This window comes from Paenibacillus sp. 102 (assembly GCF_039549175.1).
GTDB lineage: Bacteria > Bacillota > Bacilli > Bacillales > Bacillaceae_G > Bacillus_A.
Genome location: NZ_JBCGHT010000005.1, coordinates 205,207 through 228,187, shown reverse-complemented (window position 1 = coordinate 228,187; position 22,981 = coordinate 205,207). Strand labels below are relative to the sequence as shown.

Annotated in this window: 21 protein-coding genes and 1 pseudogene; 18 read left to right on the top strand and 4 right to left on the bottom strand. The window is 38.1% G+C overall.

The annotated features are described in order from the left end of the window. Window positions 1–12: 12 nt before the first annotated feature. From AAIE21_RS15140 to AAIE21_RS15130, 3 genes and pseudogenes are all read left to right on the top strand, one after another. Window positions 13–774, top strand: coding sequence for a MerR family transcriptional regulator (locus tag AAIE21_RS15140; protein ID WP_343267527.1), 762 nt, complete (start codon window positions 13–15; stop codon window positions 772–774). Continuing rightward, window positions 771–1,388 (top strand): hypothetical protein, encoded by a 618-nt coding sequence (locus AAIE21_RS15135; protein WP_343267526.1) that lies wholly within the window; start codon window positions 771–773, stop codon window positions 1,386–1,388. Before AAIE21_RS15140 ends, AAIE21_RS15135 begins: the two co-directional genes overlap by 4 nt. Window positions 1,389–1,479: 91 nt before the next feature. Further along, window positions 1,480–1,899 (top strand): annotated as a pseudogene (locus tag AAIE21_RS15130) (DUF4362 domain-containing protein); the annotation flags it as partial. Between the two features lie 294 nt (window positions 1,900–2,193). Here the strand turns inward: AAIE21_RS15130 and AAIE21_RS15125 are convergent. Further along, a complete protein-coding gene (locus tag AAIE21_RS15125; protein ID WP_343267525.1) occupies window positions 2,194–3,864 on the bottom strand; it encodes an IS200/IS605 family accessory protein TnpB-related protein in 1,671 nt (556 codons plus the stop codon). A gap of 323 nt (window positions 3,865–4,187) precedes the next feature. On the opposite strand from AAIE21_RS15125, the gene uvrB reads away from it, so the two are divergent. From uvrB to AAIE21_RS15050, 15 genes are all read left to right on the top strand, one after another. Next, window positions 4,188–6,164, top strand: coding sequence for an excinuclease ABC subunit B (gene uvrB / locus AAIE21_RS15120; protein WP_343267524.1), 1,977 nt, complete (start codon window positions 4,188–4,190; stop codon window positions 6,162–6,164). A gap of 5 nt (window positions 6,165–6,169) precedes the next feature. Beyond that, window positions 6,170–9,040, top strand: a complete 2,871-nt coding sequence (gene uvrA, locus AAIE21_RS15115; protein ID WP_343267523.1) for an excinuclease ABC subunit UvrA — start codon at window positions 6,170–6,172, stop codon at window positions 9,038–9,040. Between the two features lie 343 nt (window positions 9,041–9,383). Further along, a complete protein-coding gene (locus AAIE21_RS15110; RefSeq protein WP_343267522.1) occupies window positions 9,384–9,758 on the top strand; it encodes a phage holin family protein in 375 nt (124 codons plus the stop codon). A 162-nt stretch (window positions 9,759–9,920) separates the two neighbouring features. Then, entirely contained in the window at window positions 9,921–10,850 is a 930-nt protein-coding gene (hprK, locus tag AAIE21_RS15105) for an HPr(Ser) kinase/phosphatase (protein WP_343267521.1), read from the top strand. Window positions 10,851–10,873: 23 nt separating this feature from the next. Continuing rightward, window positions 10,874–11,686, top strand: coding sequence for a prolipoprotein diacylglyceryl transferase (gene lgt / locus AAIE21_RS15100; RefSeq protein WP_343267520.1), 813 nt, complete (start codon window positions 10,874–10,876; stop codon window positions 11,684–11,686). Window positions 11,687–11,752: 66 nt separating this feature from the next. Continuing rightward, the gene (ppaX, locus tag AAIE21_RS15095) at window positions 11,753–12,391 is read left to right on the top strand and encodes a pyrophosphatase PpaX (RefSeq protein WP_343267519.1); all 639 of its coding nucleotides are present in this window, start codon (window positions 11,753–11,755) and stop codon (window positions 12,389–12,391) included. A 21-nt stretch (window positions 12,392–12,412) separates the two neighbouring features. Continuing rightward, window positions 12,413–12,934: an acyltransferase gene (locus tag AAIE21_RS15090; protein ID WP_343267518.1), complete on the top strand. Its 522-nt coding sequence runs from the start codon at window positions 12,413–12,415 to the stop codon at window positions 12,932–12,934. Between the two features lie 130 nt (window positions 12,935–13,064). Next, on the top strand, window positions 13,065–14,576 hold the full coding sequence (locus tag AAIE21_RS15085) for a tetratricopeptide repeat protein (protein ID WP_343267517.1): 1,512 nt from the start codon (window positions 13,065–13,067) through the stop codon (window positions 14,574–14,576). A gap of 77 nt (window positions 14,577–14,653) precedes the next feature. Then, window positions 14,654–15,610, top strand: a complete 957-nt coding sequence (trxB, locus tag AAIE21_RS15080) for a thioredoxin-disulfide reductase (protein WP_343267516.1) — start codon at window positions 14,654–14,656, stop codon at window positions 15,608–15,610. Between the two features lie 170 nt (window positions 15,611–15,780). Further along, complete coding sequence (locus AAIE21_RS15075) at window positions 15,781–16,587, top strand: DUF368 domain-containing protein (protein ID WP_343267515.1); 807 nt, start codon at window positions 15,781–15,783, stop codon at window positions 16,585–16,587. Between the two features lie 194 nt (window positions 16,588–16,781). Further along, window positions 16,782–17,240, top strand: a complete 459-nt coding sequence (locus AAIE21_RS15070) for an NUDIX hydrolase (RefSeq protein WP_001190078.1) — start codon at window positions 16,782–16,784, stop codon at window positions 17,238–17,240. Between the two features lie 20 nt (window positions 17,241–17,260). Then, window positions 17,261–18,142, top strand: coding sequence for an RNase adapter RapZ (gene rapZ / locus AAIE21_RS15065; protein WP_017153387.1), 882 nt, complete (start codon window positions 17,261–17,263; stop codon window positions 18,140–18,142). Between the two features lie 3 nt (window positions 18,143–18,145). Continuing rightward, the gene (locus AAIE21_RS15060; RefSeq protein WP_343267514.1) at window positions 18,146–19,099 is read left to right on the top strand and encodes a gluconeogenesis factor YvcK family protein; all 954 of its coding nucleotides are present in this window, start codon (window positions 18,146–18,148) and stop codon (window positions 19,097–19,099) included. A gap of 87 nt (window positions 19,100–19,186) precedes the next feature. After that, window positions 19,187–20,137 (top strand): DNA-binding protein WhiA, encoded by a 951-nt coding sequence (gene whiA, locus AAIE21_RS15055; protein WP_003201892.1) that lies wholly within the window; start codon window positions 19,187–19,189, stop codon window positions 20,135–20,137. A 22-nt stretch (window positions 20,138–20,159) separates the two neighbouring features. Then, window positions 20,160–20,417, top strand: a complete 258-nt coding sequence (locus AAIE21_RS15050) for an HPr family phosphocarrier protein (RefSeq protein ID WP_006096515.1) — start codon at window positions 20,160–20,162, stop codon at window positions 20,415–20,417. A gap of 41 nt (window positions 20,418–20,458) precedes the next feature. On the opposite strand, the gene AAIE21_RS15045 is transcribed toward AAIE21_RS15050, so the two are convergent. The 3 genes from AAIE21_RS15045 to clpP form a co-directional block, all read right to left on the bottom strand. Next, the gene (locus AAIE21_RS15045; protein WP_343267513.1) at window positions 20,459–21,688 is read right to left on the bottom strand and encodes a DUF438 domain-containing protein; all 1,230 of its coding nucleotides are present in this window, start codon (window positions 21,686–21,688) and stop codon (window positions 20,459–20,461) included. 12 nt (window positions 21,689–21,700) lie between these two features. Further along, window positions 21,701–21,928 (bottom strand): DUF1858 domain-containing protein, encoded by a 228-nt coding sequence (locus AAIE21_RS15040; RefSeq protein WP_343267512.1) that lies wholly within the window; start codon window positions 21,926–21,928, stop codon window positions 21,701–21,703. A gap of 470 nt (window positions 21,929–22,398) precedes the next feature. After that, window positions 22,399–22,980: an ATP-dependent Clp endopeptidase proteolytic subunit ClpP gene (gene clpP, locus AAIE21_RS15035; RefSeq protein ID WP_001049156.1), complete on the bottom strand. Its 582-nt coding sequence runs from the start codon at window positions 22,978–22,980 to the stop codon at window positions 22,399–22,401. Between the last annotated feature and the right edge of the window lies 1 nt (window position 22,981).

The window sequence follows — 22,981 nt, the reverse complement described above, 5'->3', positions numbered from 1 at the left end:
GAGGAAAGGGTGATGGAGATGATTTCGATTCAAGAGCTTACAAAGGAAACAGGAGTTACAGTAAGAACGCTCCGTTATTACGATCAAATTGATTTGCTGAAACCGAGCGGAAAAACAGAAGGTGGACACCGTTTATATAGTGAAACTGATGTCATTCGGTTGCAGCAAATTTTGTTTCTAAAAGAAATGGGTTTCTCGTTAAAAGAGATTATGAATATGCTAATGACAGATGAATTAAGTTTGAAAGAATCGCTGGAAAAACAGCTTAAATTTGTACAAGAAGAGCAGAAAAAATTTAATCGAATGGAAAAGATTTTGCAGGCTGTCGTTTATTCAGCGGAACTTGAAGGAGAGCTAGATTGGAAGATCATGTTCGAACTCATTCAACTTTCAAGGCAGTCGCCTCGTATACGTGAAATGTTTCAGCAAAAGGTATTTTCAGATGAAGAGCAAAAGCTTCTTCGCAATTTACCTAATATGAGCGAGGAAGATGCGAACGTTCGAGAATGGGTAGATGTATTGAAACAGTTACGTAACTTTATGAAAGAGGGTAAGGATGCATCAAATGATGAAGTGCAAGAGGCTACAAAAAGATTAATGGCGAAATGTATGGAGATGGCAAATGGTGATGAAGCGTTTTTGGATAAATTATGGGAAGTGCGAAAGTCGAAAGAAGATTCACAGAAGATGAATATGTATCCAATTGAAGAGGAGCTTTTAGCGTATATGGATGAGGCTTTTCGCATATATGATGAGAGGGAGCGTGGGAAATGAGTATACTTGCAGAATATCGTTGGTATTTCTTAATTGGGGCGGAAGTTGTATTTTGGGTATCAGCTATTGGATTCTTTTTATTGCGTTATGGATTTCGGTTACGGAAAGCTAGTTTTATCGCTGGAATTGTGTTACTTCTTAATGAAATATTTATTTTAGCTTTAGGTGTCATTGATTATTATGAAACTGGTAAGTTTTCTAACTTTCAAATCATTACGATAGTGATATTACTATACGCAATCTTTTATGGAAAAAAAGATTTAAAGAAATTAGATATACGTATCCAGAAGCTTGTTGCCAAATGGCGAAATGAACCGATGCCTATCATTGAAGATCCATTAGAAGTTACTGGCTGGGCTCATACGAAGCAGGAAATATGGGAATGGAGCCTACATCTCATTTTATTTACGATTGTTCATATTGGATTTTTCTTTATGTATGGGCTTGTGCCAATTGAACAGTGGGGAGATTGGCTTGAAAAAGGTATTGTTTTAAATGAGGCGGCAAGTCGTGTGAGCCAGATATGGGGTGTTGTACTTCTTATTGATACGATCATTACATTTTCATATGTGTTTTTTCCGAAGAAGAAGAAAGGGGAAGAGAAGTCACTTTAAAAATGAGAGTGGCTTTTTGTTTGAGGGAAGGTTGTGGTAGTAGTTACAAAGAATCTTTTACGTTGTATATAAATAGTATGAACAGGAGAGGATGACAATAAGAAAAAGAACGAGTTTGATATATCTTTTCATAGTAAGTTTAGTAGCATGTTCACAATCGGGCGGTAAAATTGATGAGAATAATGATGTAATTGCAAAAGATCATAAGGTTTCTAATTTACATAAATTTGAGAAGTTCGTTACGAATGTTGAAAAAGGTGCAGCAGATAAAATACGTATTGTGAATTACACACACGAAGGAGATCCAATCTTTCAAACGCTAGAATACGATGGAAACGAAATAAGCTATTCTTCAGATAGTTCCTATGATAAATTTGCAGGTAAAGATAAAGGGATTTACTCCGATACTTGTAAAAACATAATAAAAGATATTCGTGAAGATATAAGGTATACGCTACATGATTGTAAGAAAGAAATTGGTCATAATGGGTATCACTTGTTCAGTTTGCCATTGAACTACCCCCACCTACCTCTACAAGAGCTTGAGGTGGGGGATTCTTCTGTCTCTGTCCTCGCAAAAACAGTTCCTCTCGTTCAACAAAGAGGATACAACGATATAGAGTTCGGTAGTGTCTATATGTAATGTAAGACGACCCATTCTATCTTCCGACGAAAGGCAAACAAAATAGGTACAACTACTTTTTCTTATATCGAGGCTAGAACACTTTGTCATGCATCCAGTTCCTAGACTTATTATCTGCTCTGGTAATAAGCGTAAAAATCTGGGACAAGGCGTTATGTTTCTTTATGCAAATCGTTTTGCTAGTTTTCTCTTTTCATTTTCAAACAAGTGTAACCGTTCGACTTGTAAGGCTTCTTTCGGTTGATCTACATCGTATAGCTGATAGAAATGATGTGTGCGAATATCCAATCGATTGTTTAATCGATGCCAATGACTCCAGTGATGTGCGTCTTTCTTTGGAATATAAGGCTGAAGCACCTGAGGTACTTTTTCTTTATATCCTAATCCCCGGCGTCCAATGGTAAAGGCCGCGGATTGATGAATAGAGATACCGAATTTCCGCATATATTTCATCTTTCCTGCAATCGAAGTATAAGCGGGATTCACTTGAAAGACAGCCACGTCTCTTTTATCTGCACGATTCAAAATTGAGTTTGTCATCTTCGCATACGCGAACATACTCTTCATTCGATTTGCTTGTTTATTTCCGTATCGATCCCCTGTTTTCGATTGGGTTGTATCTAACTTCTCGATGACAATCGGCTTGTTATACCGCTCCGCTAAGTCCACTAAGCGAATCGCTTCCACTTCGATGATTTTTGTGATTTGTCCTGTAGATTTACCCATAATAGAAAAACGAAGGGAACCACTTCCTTTATAATTTCCATCCTTCGTTACATTTGCCCAAGCAAAATGCTCAAGATTGCAATCTACACCGATTACACCATCTGATCTACTGTAATTCGTGTGAGGGTTTTTCGGCACATCGATTAAACATTTTACAATGTAATACTCCCCATAGTCTTCAACAGACCATGCAATCGGTTTACCATGCTTTTTCTTATTCTTACACTGTAATTGGGTTGTGATTACTTCTTCAATCATTTCTTGCCCATACGGGAACGTAACAGCTGGAAACATAAGTGTTTTCCCGGAACTTGTCGTCATCCACAATTCTTTTGTCTCGAGCACATACTGAAATACAAAATTGCCATGTTTGGCATCTTTCCGTCCAGATAGGATCAGTTGTTTATTTCGAGCACGAGAAAATAATGTTTTCCATTTGTCATGGTTACGTACAAACTCGCGGATCGTAAATTGCGAGCGAAACAGTTTTTTGCTTCCAAATACTGCGCTTGGAATATTCGTTTGATCGGATGAAAGTTTTTGCGTTAAACGGGATTGTCTGTGAGTGAGATGACCGATTTTCGCCTGAATTCTTTTCATTTGAATATCTAAGTATTGGTGTTCAAACAAATATTCACTCAGCCAAATTAAGGTGTCTTTTTTACGAGATAAGGAGATGAGGTTGTTGTGCTTCGCGAAGCGGGTGTTTTTCGGAAATGTCAGCGTTCCTTTCACACAACTTTGTTTGATTTTGCGAAGACTTGCTAGTTTTGTCCGTTCTTGTTTCAACTTTTTCTTAGGTTTCTTAAGCTTCTCTTGCGTTTGCTTCTCATATAATTTCTGTAACGCCATTAAACCTGTAAACAACGCCTTTGCTTCTTGCACCGCACTGTTTGCATAATAATCATTCAATTGGTATTTCCGCTTGAGAACGAGATGAAGACTGTCTGGATACAACTTACGGTTCCAACGTTTTTCACGAACAATCGTTTGAAACGCAAAGCGTTTTGCCTGATTAAATGTTTCAACGGTATCTGCCAATGCATCTACCATTTCATGCGGTACATCTATCTTGTAGATTCGTTTCGAGAAATACGCTCTCTTCACCTGTTCTCACCTTCTTTTATTTGATAAGATCATTATACACTGAAGGGAACGTATGTTCTACAAAAAAAGAGACGTTTTCTTGAAAAAGAAAAAACCGATTCATCCCCCACCTTCACTTCGTTTAGAGGCAGGGGTCTTCTCGGTTAAAATGATAAAATAAATGAAATTAAAACGGGAAGTGACTTATATAAAGAAGGATCCTTCCTTTTTCTATTATATATTGTCGAAAACTTTACCGAATATCTGTTCGTTTTCTTGGTTTTTTTATGGGTATTCGTGGTAAAATGGGAATACAGATTTTTTTATGAGGAGGTCGGATTTTTTTGGAACATCAATTTGAGATTGTCTCAGAGTATTCCCCGCAAGGTGACCAGCCAAGAGCGATAGAGCAGCTGGTAGCAGGGATTAACAATGGTAAGAAACATCAAGTGTTGCTTGGAGCGACAGGAACGGGAAAGACATTTACGATTTCAAATGTCATTAAAGAAGTGAAGAAGCCAACACTTGTAATGGCTCATAATAAAACATTAGCAGGGCAGCTGTATAGTGAGCTCAAAGATTTCTTTCCGAACAATGCGGTTGAGTATTTTGTGAGCTATTACGATTATTATCAACCGGAAGCGTATGTACCACAAACCGATACGTTTATTGAAAAAGATGCCCAAATTAATGATGAGATTGATAAATTGCGTCACTCAGCAACATCAGCCTTATTTGAACGTGATGATGTCATTATTGTAGCAAGTGTGTCTTGTATTTACGGTTTAGGTTCGCCAGAAGAATATCGTGAACTTGTTGTTTCACTGCGCGTTGGTATGGAAAAGGACCGCAATCGGTTGCTTCGTGAACTTGTTGATGTGCAGTACGGTCGTAATGATATTGATTTTAAACGCGGAACATTTCGGGTGCGCGGAGATGTAGTCGAGATTTTTCCGGCATCGCTTGATGAACATTGCATTCGGATTGAGTTTTTTGGTGATGAGATTGATCGAATTCGTGAAGTGAATGCCTTAACAGGCGAAGTATTAGCAGAACGTGAGCATGTGGCAATCTTCCCGGCGTCTCACTTCGTTACACGTGAAGAAAAAATGAAAGTTGCCATTGAAAATATTGAAAAAGAATTGGAAGAACGTTTAAAAGAATTAAATGATAACGGTAAATTGTTAGAAGCGCAGCGGATTGAACAACGGACTCGTTATGATTTAGAAATGATGCGCGAGATGGGATTTTGTTCAGGTATTGAGAACTACTCCCGTCATTTGACGCTTCGTCCAGCAGGATCAACGCCGTACACATTAATAGATTACTTCCCTAATGATTTCTTAATTGTTATGGATGAGTCACATGTAACGGTGCCGCAAGTAAGAGCAATGTATAACGGGGATCAGGCACGTAAACAAGTGCTTGTTGATCATGGATTCCGTCTACCGTCAGCGATGGATAATAGACCGCTTATGTTTGAAGAATTTGAAGAGAAAACGAATCAAGTTGTGTATGTATCAGCAACACCAGGACCATATGAACTAGAGCATACGCCGGAAGTTGTGGAACAAATTATTCGTCCAACTGGGCTTTTAGATCCACAAATTGAGGTAAGACCAATTGAAGGACAAATAGATGATTTATTAGGAGAAATCCATGACCGCATTGCGAAGAATGAGCGCGTATTGATTACGACATTAACAAAGAAAATGTCAGAGGACTTAACAGATTATCTAAAAGATGTTGGCATTAAAGTAAACTACTTGCATTCTGAAATTAAAACGCTGGAGCGGATTGAGATTATTCGCGATCTTCGCCTTGGTAAGTTTGATGTGCTTATTGGTATTAACTTGTTGCGAGAAGGGCTTGATATTCCAGAAGTATCACTCGTAGCTATTTTAGACGCGGATAAAGAAGGATTCTTACGTTCAGAGCGATCATTGATTCAAACAATTGGCCGTGCCGCACGTAATGAACACGGTCATGTAATCATGTACGCAGATCGCATAACGAGATCGATGGGAATTGCGATTGAAGAGACGAAACGCCGTCGTCAAAAACAAGAAGCTTACAACGAGGAACACGGTATTACGCCGAAAACAATTCAAAAAGAAGTGCGTGATGTGATTCGTGCAACGACAGCCGCAGAAGAGACGGAAGTATATGAAGCAGTGCCGGCTAAGAAAATGACGAAGAAAGAACGAGAAAAAACAATCGCGAAGATGGAAGCAGAAATGAAGGAATCGGCAAAAGCGCTAGACTTCGAGCGTGCAGCTGAGCTGAGAGATTTACTGCTAGAATTAAAAGCGGAAGGGTGAAAATAGTGAGCAAAGATTTTATCGTTGTAAAAGGTGCGAGAGCGCATAACTTAAAAAATATTGATGTAACCATTCCGAGAGATCAGCTCGTTGTTGTGACAGGTTTGTCTGGTTCAGGAAAATCATCATTAGCATTTGATACGATTTATGCCGAAGGACAGCGCAGATACGTGGAGTCTTTATCCGCGTATGCGCGCCAGTTTTTAGGGCAAATGGATAAACCGGATGTGGATACAATTGAAGGGTTATCTCCAGCTATTTCAATCGATCAAAAAACGACGAGTCGTAATCCTCGTTCAACGGTCGGAACAGTGACGGAGATTTATGACTATTTACGTCTATTATTTGCACGTATTGGGACACCGATCTGTCCGAACCATGGAATTGAAATTACATCACAAACGGTAGAACAAATGGTAGATCGTGTTTTGGAATACCCAGAGCGTACGAAATTACAAGTGTTAGCACCGATTGTTTCAGGGCGTAAAGGTGCGCATGTGAAAGTATTAGAAGATATAAAGAAACAAGGTTATGTCCGTGTGCGCGTTGATGGTGAGATGCTTGATGTGTCTGATGAGATTACATTAGATAAAAATAAAAAGCATTCCATTGAAGTCGTAATTGACCGTATTGTTGTGAAAGACGGAGTTGCGAGCCGTCTTGCCGATTCCCTTGAAAGTGCACTCAAACTTGGGGGAGGCCGTGTATTAATCGATGTAATTGGAGAAGAGGAACTTTTATTTAGTGAGCATCACGCTTGTCCGCATTGCGGTTTCTCAATCGGGGAGCTAGAGCCTCGTATGTTCTCTTTTAATAGTCCATTTGGAGCTTGTCCGTCTTGTGATGGGCTCGGTTCGAAATTAGAGGTAGATTTAGAACTTGTGATTCCAAACTGGGATTTATCGTTAAATGGGCATGCGATCGCTCCTTGGGAACCGACTAGTTCCCAATATTATCCGCAATTACTACAATCGGTGTGTAATCATTACGGCATTGATATGGATATGCCTGTAAAGGATATACCGAAAGATTTATTCGATAAAGTGTTGTACGGAAGTGGAGAAGAGAAGGTTTATTTCCGTTATGTGAATGACTTTGGTCAAGTGAAAGAAAGCGAGATTTTATTTGAAGGAGTTATTCCAAATATCGAACGTCGTTACCGTGAAACGAGTTCTGATTATATTCGTGAACAAATGGAAAAGTATATGGCGGAGCAAGCATGTCCGAAATGTAAGGGCGGCCGCTTAAAGCCGGAAAGTTTAGCTGTTTTTGTTGGTGGGAAAACAATTGCGGATGTAACGAAGTATTCTGTTCAAGAAGTTTACGATTTCTTCTCGGACATTGAATTAACGGAGAAGCAAGAACAAATCGCTCGTTTAATTTTACGTGAAATTAAAGAGCGTGTAAGTTTCTTAATTAACGTTGGGCTGGACTATTTAACATTAAGCCGCGCTGCAGGAACGCTATCAGGCGGTGAAGCACAGCGTATTCGTCTGGCAACGCAAATTGGTTCTCGTTTAACTGGTGTATTATATATTCTTGATGAACCTTCTATCGGCTTACACCAGCGTGATAATGACCGTCTAATTCGTACATTGCAGGAAATGCGCGATCTAGGAAATACACTAATCGTTGTTGAGCATGATGAAGATACAATGATGGCTGCTGATTACTTGCTTGATATCGGTCCTGGTGCAGGGATTCATGGTGGGCAAGTTGTGTCAGCCGGTTCACCAGATGAAGTGATGAATGATGATCATTCATTAACTGGTCAATATTTAAGCGGTAAGAAGTTTATTCCGGTTCCACTTGAAAGACGTAAAGGGGACGGGCGTAAAGTTGAAATTATTGGTGCGAAAGAAAACAACTTAAAAAATGCAAAAATGTCATTCCCGCTTGGTACATTTGTAGCGGTTACTGGCGTATCTGGCTCCGGGAAAAGTACGATGATCAATGAAGTTTTATATAAATCGTTAGCGCAGAAGTTATATAAAGCGAAAAGTAAGCCAGGAGCACATAAGGACATTAAAGGCCTGGAACATTTAGATAAAGTTATTGATATTGATCAATCACCAATCGGGCGTACGCCACGTTCAAACCCAGCGACATATACAGGTGTTTTTGATGATATTCGCGATGTGTTTGCGCAAACGAATGAAGCGAAGGTACGTGGATATCAAAAAGGACGCTTTAGCTTTAACGTGAAAGGTGGCCGCTGTGAAGCTTGTCGCGGTGATGGGATTATTAAAATTGAAATGCACTTCTTACCGGATGTATATGTTCCATGTGAAGTATGTCATGGAAAACGTTATAATCGTGAAACGTTAGAAGTGAAATATAAAGATAAGAACATTTCTGAAGTACTAGGAATGACGATTGAAGATGGGGTAGAATTCTTTGCGAACATCCCAAAAATTAAACGGAAGTTACAGACGCTTGTAGATGTAGGTCTAGGCTATATGAAATTAGGCCAGCCAGCTACCACATTATCAGGTGGTGAAGCGCAGCGTGTGAAACTTGCATCTGAATTACACCGCCGTTCTACAGGTCGTACGTTATATATTTTAGATGAGCCAACAACAGGTTTACATGCGCATGATATTGCACGACTTCTAGAAGTACTGCAGCGCCTTGTTGAAAGTGGTGAAACAGTACTTGTAATTGAGCATAACTTAGATGTGATTAAGACAGCAGATTATATTGTTGACCTTGGCCCAGAAGGTGGAGACAAGGGCGGACAAATCGTTGCTTCAGGGACACCGGAGCAAGTTGTAAAAGAAGAACGTTCGTATACAGGGAAGTATTTAAAAACGATTTTAGAGCGTGATACAGCTCGTATGAAAGAGAAGATGAAAGAGGTTGAAGTAGGGAGCTAAGCCGATTGGCTGGCTCCTTGTTTTACTTTGTGGGAGTAATCAGATTTAGAATGATAGGTATACAAGTATAGGGGATGGAATAAGTTATTATATAAATTTACTTTGACTTTTCAGTATGTAAGTCGTAGCTATAAAAACAAAAGGTGACTCGCACTCATTTTCCCCCATTATTTTCCTGTGTCATGGGGCTAAAAAAGGTTCTGACCGCTCCTAGGCATGGCCGGATGCTCTCTCCCCACCAAAAAAGAAAGGTTTTCTCTTGTTTTTTAATTTACATGACACTTGGCGTTTCCTAGCCATTAGCGTATGATTAAGTATATATGTCAAAAGGATGTGTAAGAAAATGAGATGGATTCTATCACTTCTTGTAAATAGCGTCGTGTTAATTGTTGTATCAGGTCTTCTAAAGGGAATTGCACCAGACGCATTTTACATAGAAAATATACAAACGGCAATTATTGCGAGCATTATTTTATCGATTCTAAATGTGTTTGTAAAACCGTTGTTAATTTTAATTACGTTACCGATTACTGTGTTAACATTTGGATTTTTCTTAATCGTAATTAATGCAATTACGTTAAAAATAACAGATTCTTTATTAGGTGATGCTTTTAATATATCAGGATTTGGTGTAGCGATTCTTGCGGCAATTTGCATTTCTATTTTCAATATGCTGATTGATAAAGTAATTGTAGAGCCGTTATCTGAAAAGAAATAGAAAAATGACAAAAAGAAAAACATTTCACGAGTCTCATGAAATGTTTTTTTCTATTTAATAGAAACCATATTTCTTGTTTACAGAAAAAAATGGTACAATATCGGATAGAATGGAATTTTACATCAAATGAGACTGAACCCGCAGCGGAGTGGAGGTTTACATATGCCAAAAGTAAGGACAAAAGATTTAATTGAACAATTTCAATTGGAATTAATAAGTGGTGAAGAAGGAATTCATCGTCCAATTGATACAAGTGACTTATCGCGACCTGGAATTGAAATGGCAGGTTTTTTTACATATTATCCAGCTGATCGCGTCCAGCTTCTTGGGAAAACGGAGCTTACGTTTTTCGATACGCTAACGAGTGAACAAAAGCAAGAAAGAATGAAAGTTCTTTGTACAGAAGAGACACCTTGTATTATTGTAACTCGTAATCAAGATGTACCGAAGGAATTATTGCAGGCATCAAGTCAATCTGGTGTGCCTCTTTTACGTTCTTCTCAAACGACGACAAGGTTATCAAGTCGTTTAACAAACTATTTAGAGGGTAAGTTAGCGCCAACAACTGCCGTTCACGGTGTGTTAGTGGATATTTACGGTGTTGGTGTTTTAATTACAGGTCAAAGTGGTGTCGGGAAAAGTGAAACAGCACTTGAACTTGTAAAACGTGGTCATCGTTTAGTGGCTGATGATAGTGTAGAAATTCGTCAAGAAGATGAAGATACATTAGTCGGAAGCTCTCCAGATTTAATTGAGCATTTATTAGAAATTCGTGGGCTAGGGATCATTAACGTAATGACGTTATTTGGTGCAGGTGCCGTACGAAACTATAAGCGTATTACACTTGTAATTAGTCTTGAGATTTGGGATCAAAAGAAAAACTATGATCGCCTAGGTCTTGATGAAGAGAAAATGAAGATTATAGATACAGAACTTACGAAGATTACACTTCCGGTTCGTCCTGGTCGAAACTTGGCTGTTATTATTGAAGTAGCGGCAATGAACTTCAGATTAAAACGAATGGGAGTCAATGCAGCGCAACAATTTTCAGAGCGCTTAATGAGTGCGATTGAACTAGGGAATCAGGAGTGATTTAGGAGAGGGAGGTCATACATATGCTGTTAGGGTCTGTACCACAGCTAGACCGCGTAGCAATTCAACTTGGACCATTCCCAGTTTATTGGTATGGGATTATTATCGGTACGGGTGTTTTGCTTGGACTTTGGCTTGCTACTCGCGAAGGTGAACGATTAGGTATTCCGAAAGATACATTTGTTGATCTTGTTTTATTTGCGGTACCGATTGCGATTATTTGTGCGAGAGCATACTATGTTATTTTTGAATGGGAATATTATGTACAAAACCCAAGCCAAATTATTAATATTCGTCAAGGTGGTTTGGCAATTCATGGTGGCTTAATCGGGGCGGTTATTACGGGAGTTTTCTTTGCGAAAAGACGCGGTGTTTCCTTCTGGAAGTTAGCTGATATTGCAGCGCCAAGTATTTTACTTGGACAAGCAATTGGACGATGGGGAAACTTTATGAACCAAGAGGCTCATGGCCGTGAAGTAACGAGACAATTTTTAGAAGGTTTATATTTACCGGATTTTATTGTGAATCAAATGTATATTGCTGGTGTTTACTATCATCCAACGTTCTTATATGAATCATTATGGAATTTTGCTGGTGTAATTCTATTATTGTTATTACGCAAAGCGAATTTACGTCGTGGTGAATTGTTCTTTACTTACTTAATTTGGTATTCAATTGGCCGTTTCTTTGTAGAAGGCTTACGTACAGATAGCTTAATGTTAGGACCTCTTCGTATTGCACAAGTGGTGTCCATCGGGCTTGTTGTTATTTCGATCATTTTCATTATTGTGAGACGTAAAATGGGGCAAGCTGATAAAAGATATTTAGAAAACTAGAAAAAAGTAGCATCTTGTATGAGATGCTGCTTCTTTCATATTCAGGCAGCGAAAGGACCTTAGCATATGAAAATAAATACAGTGTTATTTGATTTAGATGGAACATTAATTAATACAAATGAACTTATTATTTCTTCCTTTTTGCACACGTTAAACAAGTACTATCCGGATCAATATAAGCGCGAAGACGTATTGCCATTTATCGGTCCATCTTTGCATGAGACGTTTCGTTCAATGGATGAAAGTAAGATAGATGAGATGATTCAGTGCTATCGCCAGTTTAATCATGACCATCACGATGAACTAGTGGAAGAATATGAGACTGTTTATGAGACGGTCCAAGAGTTAAAGAAGCAAGGATACAAAATTGGAATTGTAACAACGAAGGCAAGACAAACGGTAGAAATGGGTTTAAGACTTTCTAAATTAAATGAGTTCTTTGATGTTGTTGTTACAATTGATGACGTAGAACATGTGAAACCACATCCAGAACCAATTGAAAAAGCATTAAAGCTACTAGGTGCAAATCCAGAAGAAACATTAATGGTTGGCGATAATCATCATGATATAGTAGGCGGACAAAACGCAGGTACGAAAACAGCGGCAGTTGCCTGGACGATTAAAGGAAGAGAGTACTTAGAATCGTATAAGCCGGATTATGTACTAGATAAAATGAGTGATTTGTTATCCATTTTGTCTGAATAGTAGGTAAGGGGAGAGAGCCAAGTGCGACGGACAACGCGCTACCCTGTTTCAGGAGCAAATTCATTATGGAATGTATATAAGACAGTATCGTTCTTTAAGGTGCTGAAAAATTTTATTGTCATTCAAATTGCACGCTATACACCTTTTTTATCGATGAAAAATTGGTTGTATCGCACATTTTTACGAATGAAAGTAGGAAAGCAAACATCATTTGCACTTATGGCAATGCCGGATCTTATGTTTCCGGAAAAGATTACAGTTGGAACGAATTCAATAATCGGCTATAATACAACGATTTTAGCTCATGAATATTTAATTACGGAATATCGCCTCGGAGAAGTAGTGATAGGGAATGAAGTGATGATCGGGGCGAATTCGACTGTATTGCCAGGTGTGAAGATTGGGGACGGTGCCATTGTTTCAGCAGGGACGCTTGTTCACCGTGATATACCAAGCGGTGCTTTTGTAGGCGGGAATCCCATGCGTATTATTTATACGAAGGAAGAAATGGTAGAGGAGAGAAGGTCAATGTTAAAAATGTAACATTTCTCTTCTCTTTTTATGAATAAAAAGGAAATAATTGATTATAATATACTGTTTTGTTTTTTACGGAATCGTTTATACTTATAGATAAAAGAATGTGTGAGCGAGAAAACAAAAAACTGGAGGATATATGGGGAAAAATCAACGGATGTATAAGGAGAACGGACAAGTTATCTCTTTTAATCAATTAGCTGATTTCTTTTATAAAAAAGGAATGAAAGCTTATCAGGGTCATAAATTACAAGATGCAATTAAATACTTTCGAAGAGCGGCACAAAGTGAGCAAGAGCCGTTTATTTTATGTCAATTAGCAACTGTATTATCTGAAGTCGGTGAGTATCAAGAATCAAATCAAATTTTCTTGAAGTTGATTCGTTCGAATTCTGATATTGAGCAGTGCTATTATTTTATCGCAAATAATTACGCATATCTCGGTTTGTTTCAGCAAGCAAAGAAGTATGCAGAGAAATATTTAGAGATAGCAACAGAAAAAGAATTTGTGGAAGATACGTTAGAATTACTTGAGATTATGGAAGAAGAATCGTTTGATACGGAAGAAATTGAAGATGAAGATGAATTAATTGTTATGCAGGAAGAGGCGAATCGCTATATCCGTAACGGACAATTGGAGGAAGCGATTGCTACACTTGAAGTTGTAACGAAGGATTATCCAGAGTTTTGGTCGGGTTATAATAACTTAGCAATTGCTCATTTTCAGTTAGGAAATGTGGATAAAGCATTAAAGTTAACAGAAATGATTTTAGAGAAAAATCCTGGTAATATACATGCGCTTTGTAATACACTTATTTTTCTATATTCAATTGGAGAGCATAAGCAAGTCGAAGCGTTAGCTGGGCAATTAGAATCAGTATACCCAATGTCATTTGAGCACCGATTGAAGCTAGGGACAACATTTGCGACAATTGGTCACTTTGCATCAGCATATAAATGGTTAAGATTATTAAAGCGTCAAGGATATGAAGGAGATGTCAGCTTTTATTATTGGTTTGCATACTCTGCTTATATGATAGAAGATCAACATACAGCGGAAAAGATGTGGCAATCTGTTGTAGAATTACACCCTGATAAAAAAGGGAAAGAGCCGTGGAATGCCCTGCATTTAGCTGATGAAGGACAGAATGTTTTGTTTGAAGAATTGCGGAAATCTTTCCAGCAAAGTGAAACGTTAGAAGAGCAAATGCTAGCACTGTATTTAATGAATGAACTAACAACACCTGAAAAAATTGGCTTCTTCTTTGATGTGACGCAAGCGAAAAATCGTGTGCCGATTGTTTCGCAACTGGCAAAATACTTCTTTTTAATGAGTAGTAATAAGAGTATTCCAGGTGAGTTACAACCGTTTGAACAATGTATTCGGATTGCGGATGCCTTATATAACTATACCAATAAAGAAGATGAATTGATTGAAGAATGCTTGCATTTTTGGTTTTGTACTTTTATACGCTTATATACATCTGGGACGGTATTTACGAATGTGTTTGGTTGGTCTGCGGCAATCGAATATATTGTGCGCGGCCAGCAGAGAAATAAAATGACACAAGCCGAACTAGGAAATATATATAATGTATCTGTAGCAACTGTGAGAAAATATGTGCAAGTAGTAAAGCGTACTCACGCATAGGCAAATCATTGGGAAAAAACAGATGCTAACAGTATAATGAGGGTAAGTTATGGTAGGAATGAATAGGAGTGAATAGTGTGTCAGAAGAAAAAATTTATGATGTCATTATTATTGGTGCTGGACCAGCTGGGATGACAGCTGCAGTGTATACGTCTCGTGCAAATTTAAGTACGCTTATGCTTGAACGTGGTATTCCGGGCGGACAAATGGCAAATACAGAAGATGTAGAAAACTATCCAGGTTATGAATCCATTTTAGGACCTGATTTATCAAATAAAATGTTCGAGCATGCGAAGAAATTTGGTGCTGAATATGCATATGGTGATGTGAAAGAAGTCATCGATGGTAAAGAATATAAAACAATTATAGCTGGTAAGAAAGAATACAAAACACGTGCAATTATCGTTGCAAGTGGTGCAGAGTACAAAAAAGTCGGTGTACCAGGTGAAAAAGAACTTGGTGGCCGCGGTGTATCATACTGTGCAGTATGTGACGGTGCATTCTTTAAAGGAAAAGAACTTGTTGTTGTTGGCGGCGGAGACTCTGCTGTTGAGGAAGGCGTGTATTTAACACGTTTCGCATCAAAAGTAACAATCGTTCATCGCCGTGACGCTCTTCGTGCACAGAAAATCCTGCAAGACCGTGCGTTCCAAAATGAGAAAGTAGACTTCATTTGGAATCACACTGTAAAAGAAATTAACGAAGAGGGCGGTAAAGTAGGTAGCGTAACACTTGTAGATGTAAACAGTGGTGAAGAACAGGAGTTTAAAACTGATGGTGTCTTCATTTATGTTGGTATGTTACCACTATCAAAACCATTTACTGAACTTGGTATTACGAATGAAAATGGTTATATTGAAACGAACGAGCGCATGGAAACGAAAGTTCCTGGTATTTTCGCAGCTGGTGATGTTCGTGAGAAAATGCTTCGTCAAATTGTAACAGCAACTGGCGATGGTAGTATTGCAGCGCAGAGTGCACAGCACTATGTAGAAGAGTTGTTAGAGGAATTAAAAACTGTAACAGAACAATAAGGATATGAATCCTTTTAGAGAAGAGAGCTACCTTCATAGATGGTGGCTTTCTTTATTTTTTATTTAAAATGTAAAATTTTTGTCAAAATTCCGATGGAAGGTACAGATGGTTATTGTTATACTAGAATTTACGGAAAAAATGATTATGAGAAATGAGGAGTTTATTCGGTATGGAATGGCGTAATATATATCGCGGTTTTTGTATGGGCGTTAGTGATTTAATTCCTGGTGTTAGCGGCGGAACAATTGCTGTTGTGCTAGGAATTTATGAAAGGTTACTTGCGGCGATTAGTGGATTTTTTAGTCGTGAATGGAAAAAGCATTTAGGCTTTTTAATTCCGCTTGCTGCTGGTGTAGCAGTAGCGTTTTTAACATTAAGTCATGTTATTAAGTATTTACTGGAAAATCATTATGAGCCAACACAGTTTTTCTTCCTTGGTTTAATCTTGAGCATTTTACCAATGTTAATGAAGGAAGCAAATGCAAAGGAAACATTTAAAGCAGGACATATTGTTATACTAATCGTTGCAGCGGTTCTTGTAGCTGTAACGGCATTCTTTAAGCCAGATAAAGCAGCGGATCCAATTACGACGTTAACAATTTTAAATACAGTAGGTCTATTCTTGGCAGGATGGATGGCTAGTATGGCTATGCTTCTTCCAGGGATTAGCGGATCATTTATTTTATTAATTATCGGTGTGTATCCAACAGCAATTAATGCGCTAACAACATTAAACCTACCACTAATTGCAGTAATCGGTGCAGGTGTTATGGTTGGGTTTGTGGTGAGTAGTAAAGGGATTAGCTACTTATTAGCACATTTTAAAAGTGCAACATTTGCGGCGATTATCGGTCTCGTTATCGGATCGATTGCAGTAGTGTTTCCTGGAATTCCGACCGGTAGCATGTCGATTGTGAGTTCAATTATTACGTTTATTTTAGGCTTTGCGATTGTATCGTATTTTAGTAAAAAGTAAGTGGTCAATCTCCTTGGCGATAAAATTCGTTAAGGGGATTTTTTATGTTCTTAGGAAGAATAAGTTTGTTTACTTATTAGTAATTTGCTTATTTAAGGGGCTAGCCTCCTTCATTGTGACAAACTGTTTTTGATAGTATAATGAAATGAGTATGTGATGAAAAAATTCATCACAAGTAGCTGAGGTGAAGAAGCATGCAAAGAGTAACAAACTGTGTGTTAATTAAAGATAATGAAGTTCTCCTATTACAAAAACCTCGTCGGAACTGGTGGGTTGCACCGGGCGGAAAAATGGAACGCGGTGAAACGGTAAGAGATTCTGTTGTTCGCGAATATCGTGAAGAAACAGGTATTTATTTAAAGAACCCAGCATTAAAGGGGGTCTTCACTTTTGTCATCCAAGAAGGTGATAAAGTTGTTTCTGAATGGATGATGTTCTCCTTTTTAGCCACAGATTTTGCAGGAGAAAACAAATTGGAAAGCGAAGAAGGCATCATTGGCTGGCATACATTTGATAAGATTGATGAATTAGCGATGGCGCCAGGAGATTATCACATTATTGATTACTTAATTAAAGGAAATGGAATCATCTACGGTACGTTTGTATATACACCAGACTTTGAATTACTTTCATATCGATTGGATCCAAGCTAAACCGCCGAGGAGGGGATACAATGACAGCAAATAATGATATTAAAATGGTAATTATTACAGGGATGTCCGGTGCAGGAAAAACAGTAGCCCTGCAAAGTTTTGAAGATTTAGGATATTTTTGTGTAGATAACTTACCACCGATGTTATTGCCAAAGTTTGTTGAACTGATGGCAGACTCGAAAGGGAAAATGAACAAGGTGGCACTAGGTATTGATTTACGTGGCCGCGAATTTTTTGAACATTTATGGGGAGCGCTTGATGATTTATCAGAACGCACTTGGATTATTCCTCATATTTTATTTTTAGATGCGAAAGATAGCACGCTTGTAACGCGTTACAAAGAAACGAGACGTTCGCATCCACTTGCACCGACAGGACTTCCGTTAAAAGGAATTGAGGCCGAGCGTAATTTATTAACAGACATGAAGGCAAGAGCGAATATTGTACTTGATACGTCTGAGTTAAAACCGAAAGAATTACGCGAAAAAATTGTTCATCTGTTTTCAACAGAAAACGAGCAAGCATTTCGTGTGAATGTGATGTCATTTGGATTTAAGTACGGCATTCCAATTGATGCAGATTTAGTATTTGATGTTCGTTTTTTACCAAATCCATATTATATTCCACAGATGAAGCCGTTAACAGGACTGGATGAAGAAGTTTCGTCATATGTGCTCAAGTTTAATGAGACGCATAAATTTTTAGAAAAGTTGACGGATCTTATTACTTTCATGCTTCCTCATTATAAAAGAGAAGGCAAGAGTCAGCTTGTAATTGCGATTGGATGTACAGGTGGGCAACATCGTTCTGTGACACTTGCAGAATACCTTGGAAAACATTTGAAGCCAGAATATATCGTTCATATATCTCATCGTGATGTGGAGAAGAGAAAGGGCCATTAAGGGATGAAAAAAGAGAGAAAACCTAAAATTGTCATCATGGGAGGAGGAACTGGACTATCGGTTTTATTACGAGGATTGAAGAAATACCCTGTTGATATTACAGCGATTGTTACAGTAGCTGATGATGGTGGCAGTTCAGGTAGATTGCGTGATGAGTTAGAAATTCCACCACCAGGCGACATTCGTAACGTGCTTGTTGCGTTATCAGATGTGGAGCCGCTTGTGGAAGCTTTATTTCAACATCGTTTTACATCCGGAGAAGGTTTAACGGGTCATGCATTAGGTAATTTATTATTAGCTGGTATGACGTCGATTACAGGAGACTTTTTCCATGCCATTACAGAAACGAGTAAAGTGTTAAATGTGAGAGGGCGTGTTTTACCAGCGGCCAATCAAAGTGTTGTTCTTCATGCCGAATTGGAAGATGGGCAAATTGTAACAGGTGAATCGAAAATTCCGTACTTTGGGAAAAAAATCAATCGTGTGTTTTTAACACCGGGTGATGTAGAGCCATTGTATGAGACATTGATGGAAATTCAGCGAGCAGATTTACTTGTCTTCGGTCCAGGTAGTTTGTACACAAGTATTTTGCCAAACCTAATTGTAGAAAAGATCGGTAAAGCTGTTCTTGCTGCAAGGGCGAAAAAAGTATATGTATGTAATGTCATGACGCAAGCTGGAGAAACGATGGGATATACAGCATTTGATCATGTGCAGGCTTTACATGATCACCTTGGCGAACCTTTCATTGATACAGCAATTGTAAATAATCATGATATTCCTACTGAATTACGTAAACTGTATGCAGAAGAAATGTCTGAACCTGTTGTAGTTGATGAAGATCGTTTTGCTGAAAGTGACATTCGCTTAATTCAAGATGAATTGGCAAAGTATGATGATCAAGTTGTAAGACATGATACATTAAAATTAGCTTCTATTTTATATTCGTTATTATAAGCATGCGTTATCTCTGTATGAGATAACGCTACTCATTCATATAGGACAAGATTTTTGTTCCAAAATATAGTATAAGGAGGTGGGGCTGTGTCATTTGCATCAGAAACAAAGAAAGAGCTCACGAAGCTTGAAATGAAGGAGTGCTGTGAGAAAGCAGAATTATCAGCATTGCTTCGAATGAACGGATCACTTTCTTTTTCAAACCGTCGCCTTTCGATTGATATTCAAACAGAAAATGCAGCAATCGCAAGAAGAATTTACACATTGCTGAAAAAAGGATATGACGTGACGGTAGAATTGCTTGTTCGTAAAAAAATGCGACTGAAGAAAAATAATGTATATATCGTTCGGCTTGTTGAGAAATCTCGTGAAATATTAGCGGATTTGCATATTGTTAGGGAAGACTTTTCATTTATTCGTAATATTTCACAAGAATTGATTGAAAAGAAATGCTGCAAACGATCCTATTTAAGAGGTGCATTTTTAGCAGGTGGTTCAGTAAATAACCCAGAAACATCATCTTATCATTTAGAGGTCTTTTCGTTATACAAGGAACATAATGATTCTATATGTGAACTGATGAACGGATTTGATTTAAATAGTAAGACACTGGAAAGGCGTAAAGGGTACATTACGTATTTAAAAGAGGCGGAGAAAATTACGGAGTTTTTAAACATTATCGGTGCACATAATGCATTGTTAAGATTTGAGGATATTCGTATTGTTCGTGATATGCGTAATTCGGTCAATCGTTTAGTGAACTGCGAAACAGCCAATTTAAATAAAACAATTGGTGCCGCTTTAAGGCAGATTGAAAATATTCGTTACATTGATGAAACGGTTGGACTCGATGTTTTGCCAGATAAATTACGAGAGATTGCACAATTACGTATTAATTATCAAGATGTAACATTGAAAGAACTAGGCGAGATGGTATCTGGGGGGAAAATTAGTAAATCAGGTATCAATCATCGCTTGCGTAAAATCGATGAAATTGCAGAGAAATTACGCGCGGGGGAACCGGTAGCAAAAAAATAACGGTAAAGGGGAAATGGGAGCTATGGTTCAGAAACAAGTTGAGGTTGCATTAAAAAACGGCTTACAAGCACGTCCGGCTGCGTTGTTTGTACAAGAGGCAAATCGTTTTCATGCTGATATTTTCATTGAGAAAGATGGCAAAACAGTCAATGCGAAGAGCATAATGGGGATTATGAGCTTAGCGATTGGGTCTGGCAGCAACGTAACGATTATAACAGAAGGTTCAGATGCGGAAGCAGCTTTAGAAGCGCTGGCAGCATATGTACAAAATAAACAGTAAAAAGCTATCGCATGTAGCGATAGCTTTTTTGATTGGATAAATTATGAAAGGATCCGTTTTTCTCCTTGGAGCTCACGAATTGGTTGAATGTTTTGTGTGAATTCGACAGTACCCATATATTTCCCATCTGTATTTCGCACTGCGAAGTAGCGAATATATACATATTTATCTTGAAATTGAATCCAAAAATCTTCGCAATCTTTTTTTCCAGATTTGAAATCTTCTAAGAGTTTTTCAACGACATGAACGCTTTTTGGAGGATGGCAGTTTTGGACTGTTCGACCAATGACAGCTTTCGTGCGGGCAAAGATTCGTTCTTTTCCATGAGAGAAGTAGCGCACAACATCATTTTCATCAATGAATGTAATATCAACAGGTAAGTGATTTAACATTAGTTCTAACTGCTTTAAAGATAATATACCTGTTTCGAAACGAATCAGTCCTTCGGATATGGCTTCTTCTTTAATCATATTTCTTTCTGGTTTCCATGTACTTGTAGGACTTGTTAAGCAGTAGCCGATTTCATCACTTTCATGAGCGATTTTTAACCATTCATCTTCTGTAAGAGTTTGAAGGGCCATCGGAAATAAAATATTTTCTTCTTTAAAAATCATTTCAGTTACGTCATGGATGACGAAAGAAACGCGGTCTAAGACTGATTTTTTATCTTGATTATAATTTACTAATTTTTGTTTTGCTTCTTTAATAGCGGCACGAATTCTGTCATCAACGCCCCACATGACTTGAGTTGGCCCATAAATGCCGTATTTCTCTAAATAAGGGAAAAGTAGATTTTCTTTCCGGCTATAATGTTTATCAACATCTAGTAATAAATTTAAGTCTTCTATTAGTTTATAAATATTTTCTTCGTTATCTTCTTTTTCAAAATGTTCATAGTGAAGTTGAAGTTTGAAATTCACAAGTAGATCGATTTCTTTGTTTTCCAGTTTAAATGTATGAATGGGATGGCCTGGTTGCTCTTCTTGTTTATTAGATTGATGAATTTCTTCAATGGATCCTTTAAAAACAGCTGTATGAACGGAGCATAAGCGTTGTACTTCTTCAACTGGAATTTCTTCTTCCTCCATAAGTGCCTGTTCGAGCTTTGAAATTTCTGCTACAGTAATATTTCCGATTGCTTCTTGAAACTGAGTTGTTACATCTTCAATGTTTTTTCCGTTATGAAGATCTTTAATAATAGTCTTTAAGATTGTTTGTCGTTCAGAGCTATTTATATTTTCTTGTTCACGGTTATTAATCATTTCGCTCATAAGGATTCTCCTCTACTCGTTAATGTTAAATCCACTATTTTGAAAAGCTTCTTTTACTGTGTCCAATGAAATACCTTTCATTCGGCACCCTTTCGGAATAGTCATTACACGTCCAACTGTTTGCAGCATATTAGGTTTTGTTATATTTTCAAAGCCAAGCTTTTTTAAAATTGGGATGATTTCAGGATGTTGAGTTGTTAAATCATAAACAGTGTGATGAAAATTAATTTGTTTTGGCATCATTCTCACCTCGAAATAAATGATATGAATTATCATTTACACTGTAACATAAAGATCGGAATATGATTGTGAGCCAAATCACACATTTGTTTTTTTTACAGGTTTGTCACTTTTTCTGTATTAAATAATGGGTATGGAGAGGGTGGGAGAGGTAATTTTGTCGAGTGGTCGATATGTTGTGTCGAATCGTCGATATATTTCAATTTGCGCCGATATATCATGAGAAGTAGGCGATATATTGAAAAAATTGCTGATATATTTTGTGAAATGGTCAATAAGAAAGGCTATCGCATGAGCGATAGCCTTTTTGAGAGCAGTTCTAAACGAGCCGCTTCTGCTTTTAGTATTATCCAGCTCCGGCGGCTAGAATGTCCGGTCGTTTCGCCCCCTCGGACGAGGCAAAAAGCGCCTCGTCCGAGGGGGTTCCAACGTCCTCCTGTTCTAAACGAGCCGCTTTCGCTTTTAATATATTAACGGTTTGTAAAGATTTTATCGATTAAGCCGTATTCTAGTGCTCTTTCTGCTGTCATGAAGTTGTCGCGGTCTGTGTCGCGTTGTAGTACTTCTAATGGTTGACCTGTGCGATCAGCAAGAATTTGGTTTAATTTTTCACGTAAGAATAGGATACGTTTTGCAGCGATTTCAATTTCAGTCGCTTGACCTTGTGCACCGCCAAGTGGTTGGTGAATCATAACTTCACTGTTTGGAAGTGCGAAACGTTTTCCTTTTTCACCTGCTGCAAGTAGGAAAGCACCCATAGATGCTGCCATACCGATACAAATTGTTGATACTTGTGGTTTAATAAATTGCATTGTATCGTAAATTGCCATACCTGCTGTGATAGAACCACCAGGGCTGTTGATGTATATGTGAATATCTTTTTCAGGGTCTTGGGATTCCAAGAATAAAAGCTGGGAAACGATTGAGTTTGCTACGTTGTCATCAATTGCACTACCAAGCATAATGATGCGGTCTTTTAATAGGCGAGAGTAAATATCGTAAGCGCGTTCTCCACGATTTGTTTGTTCAATTACTGTAGGAATTAAATTCATC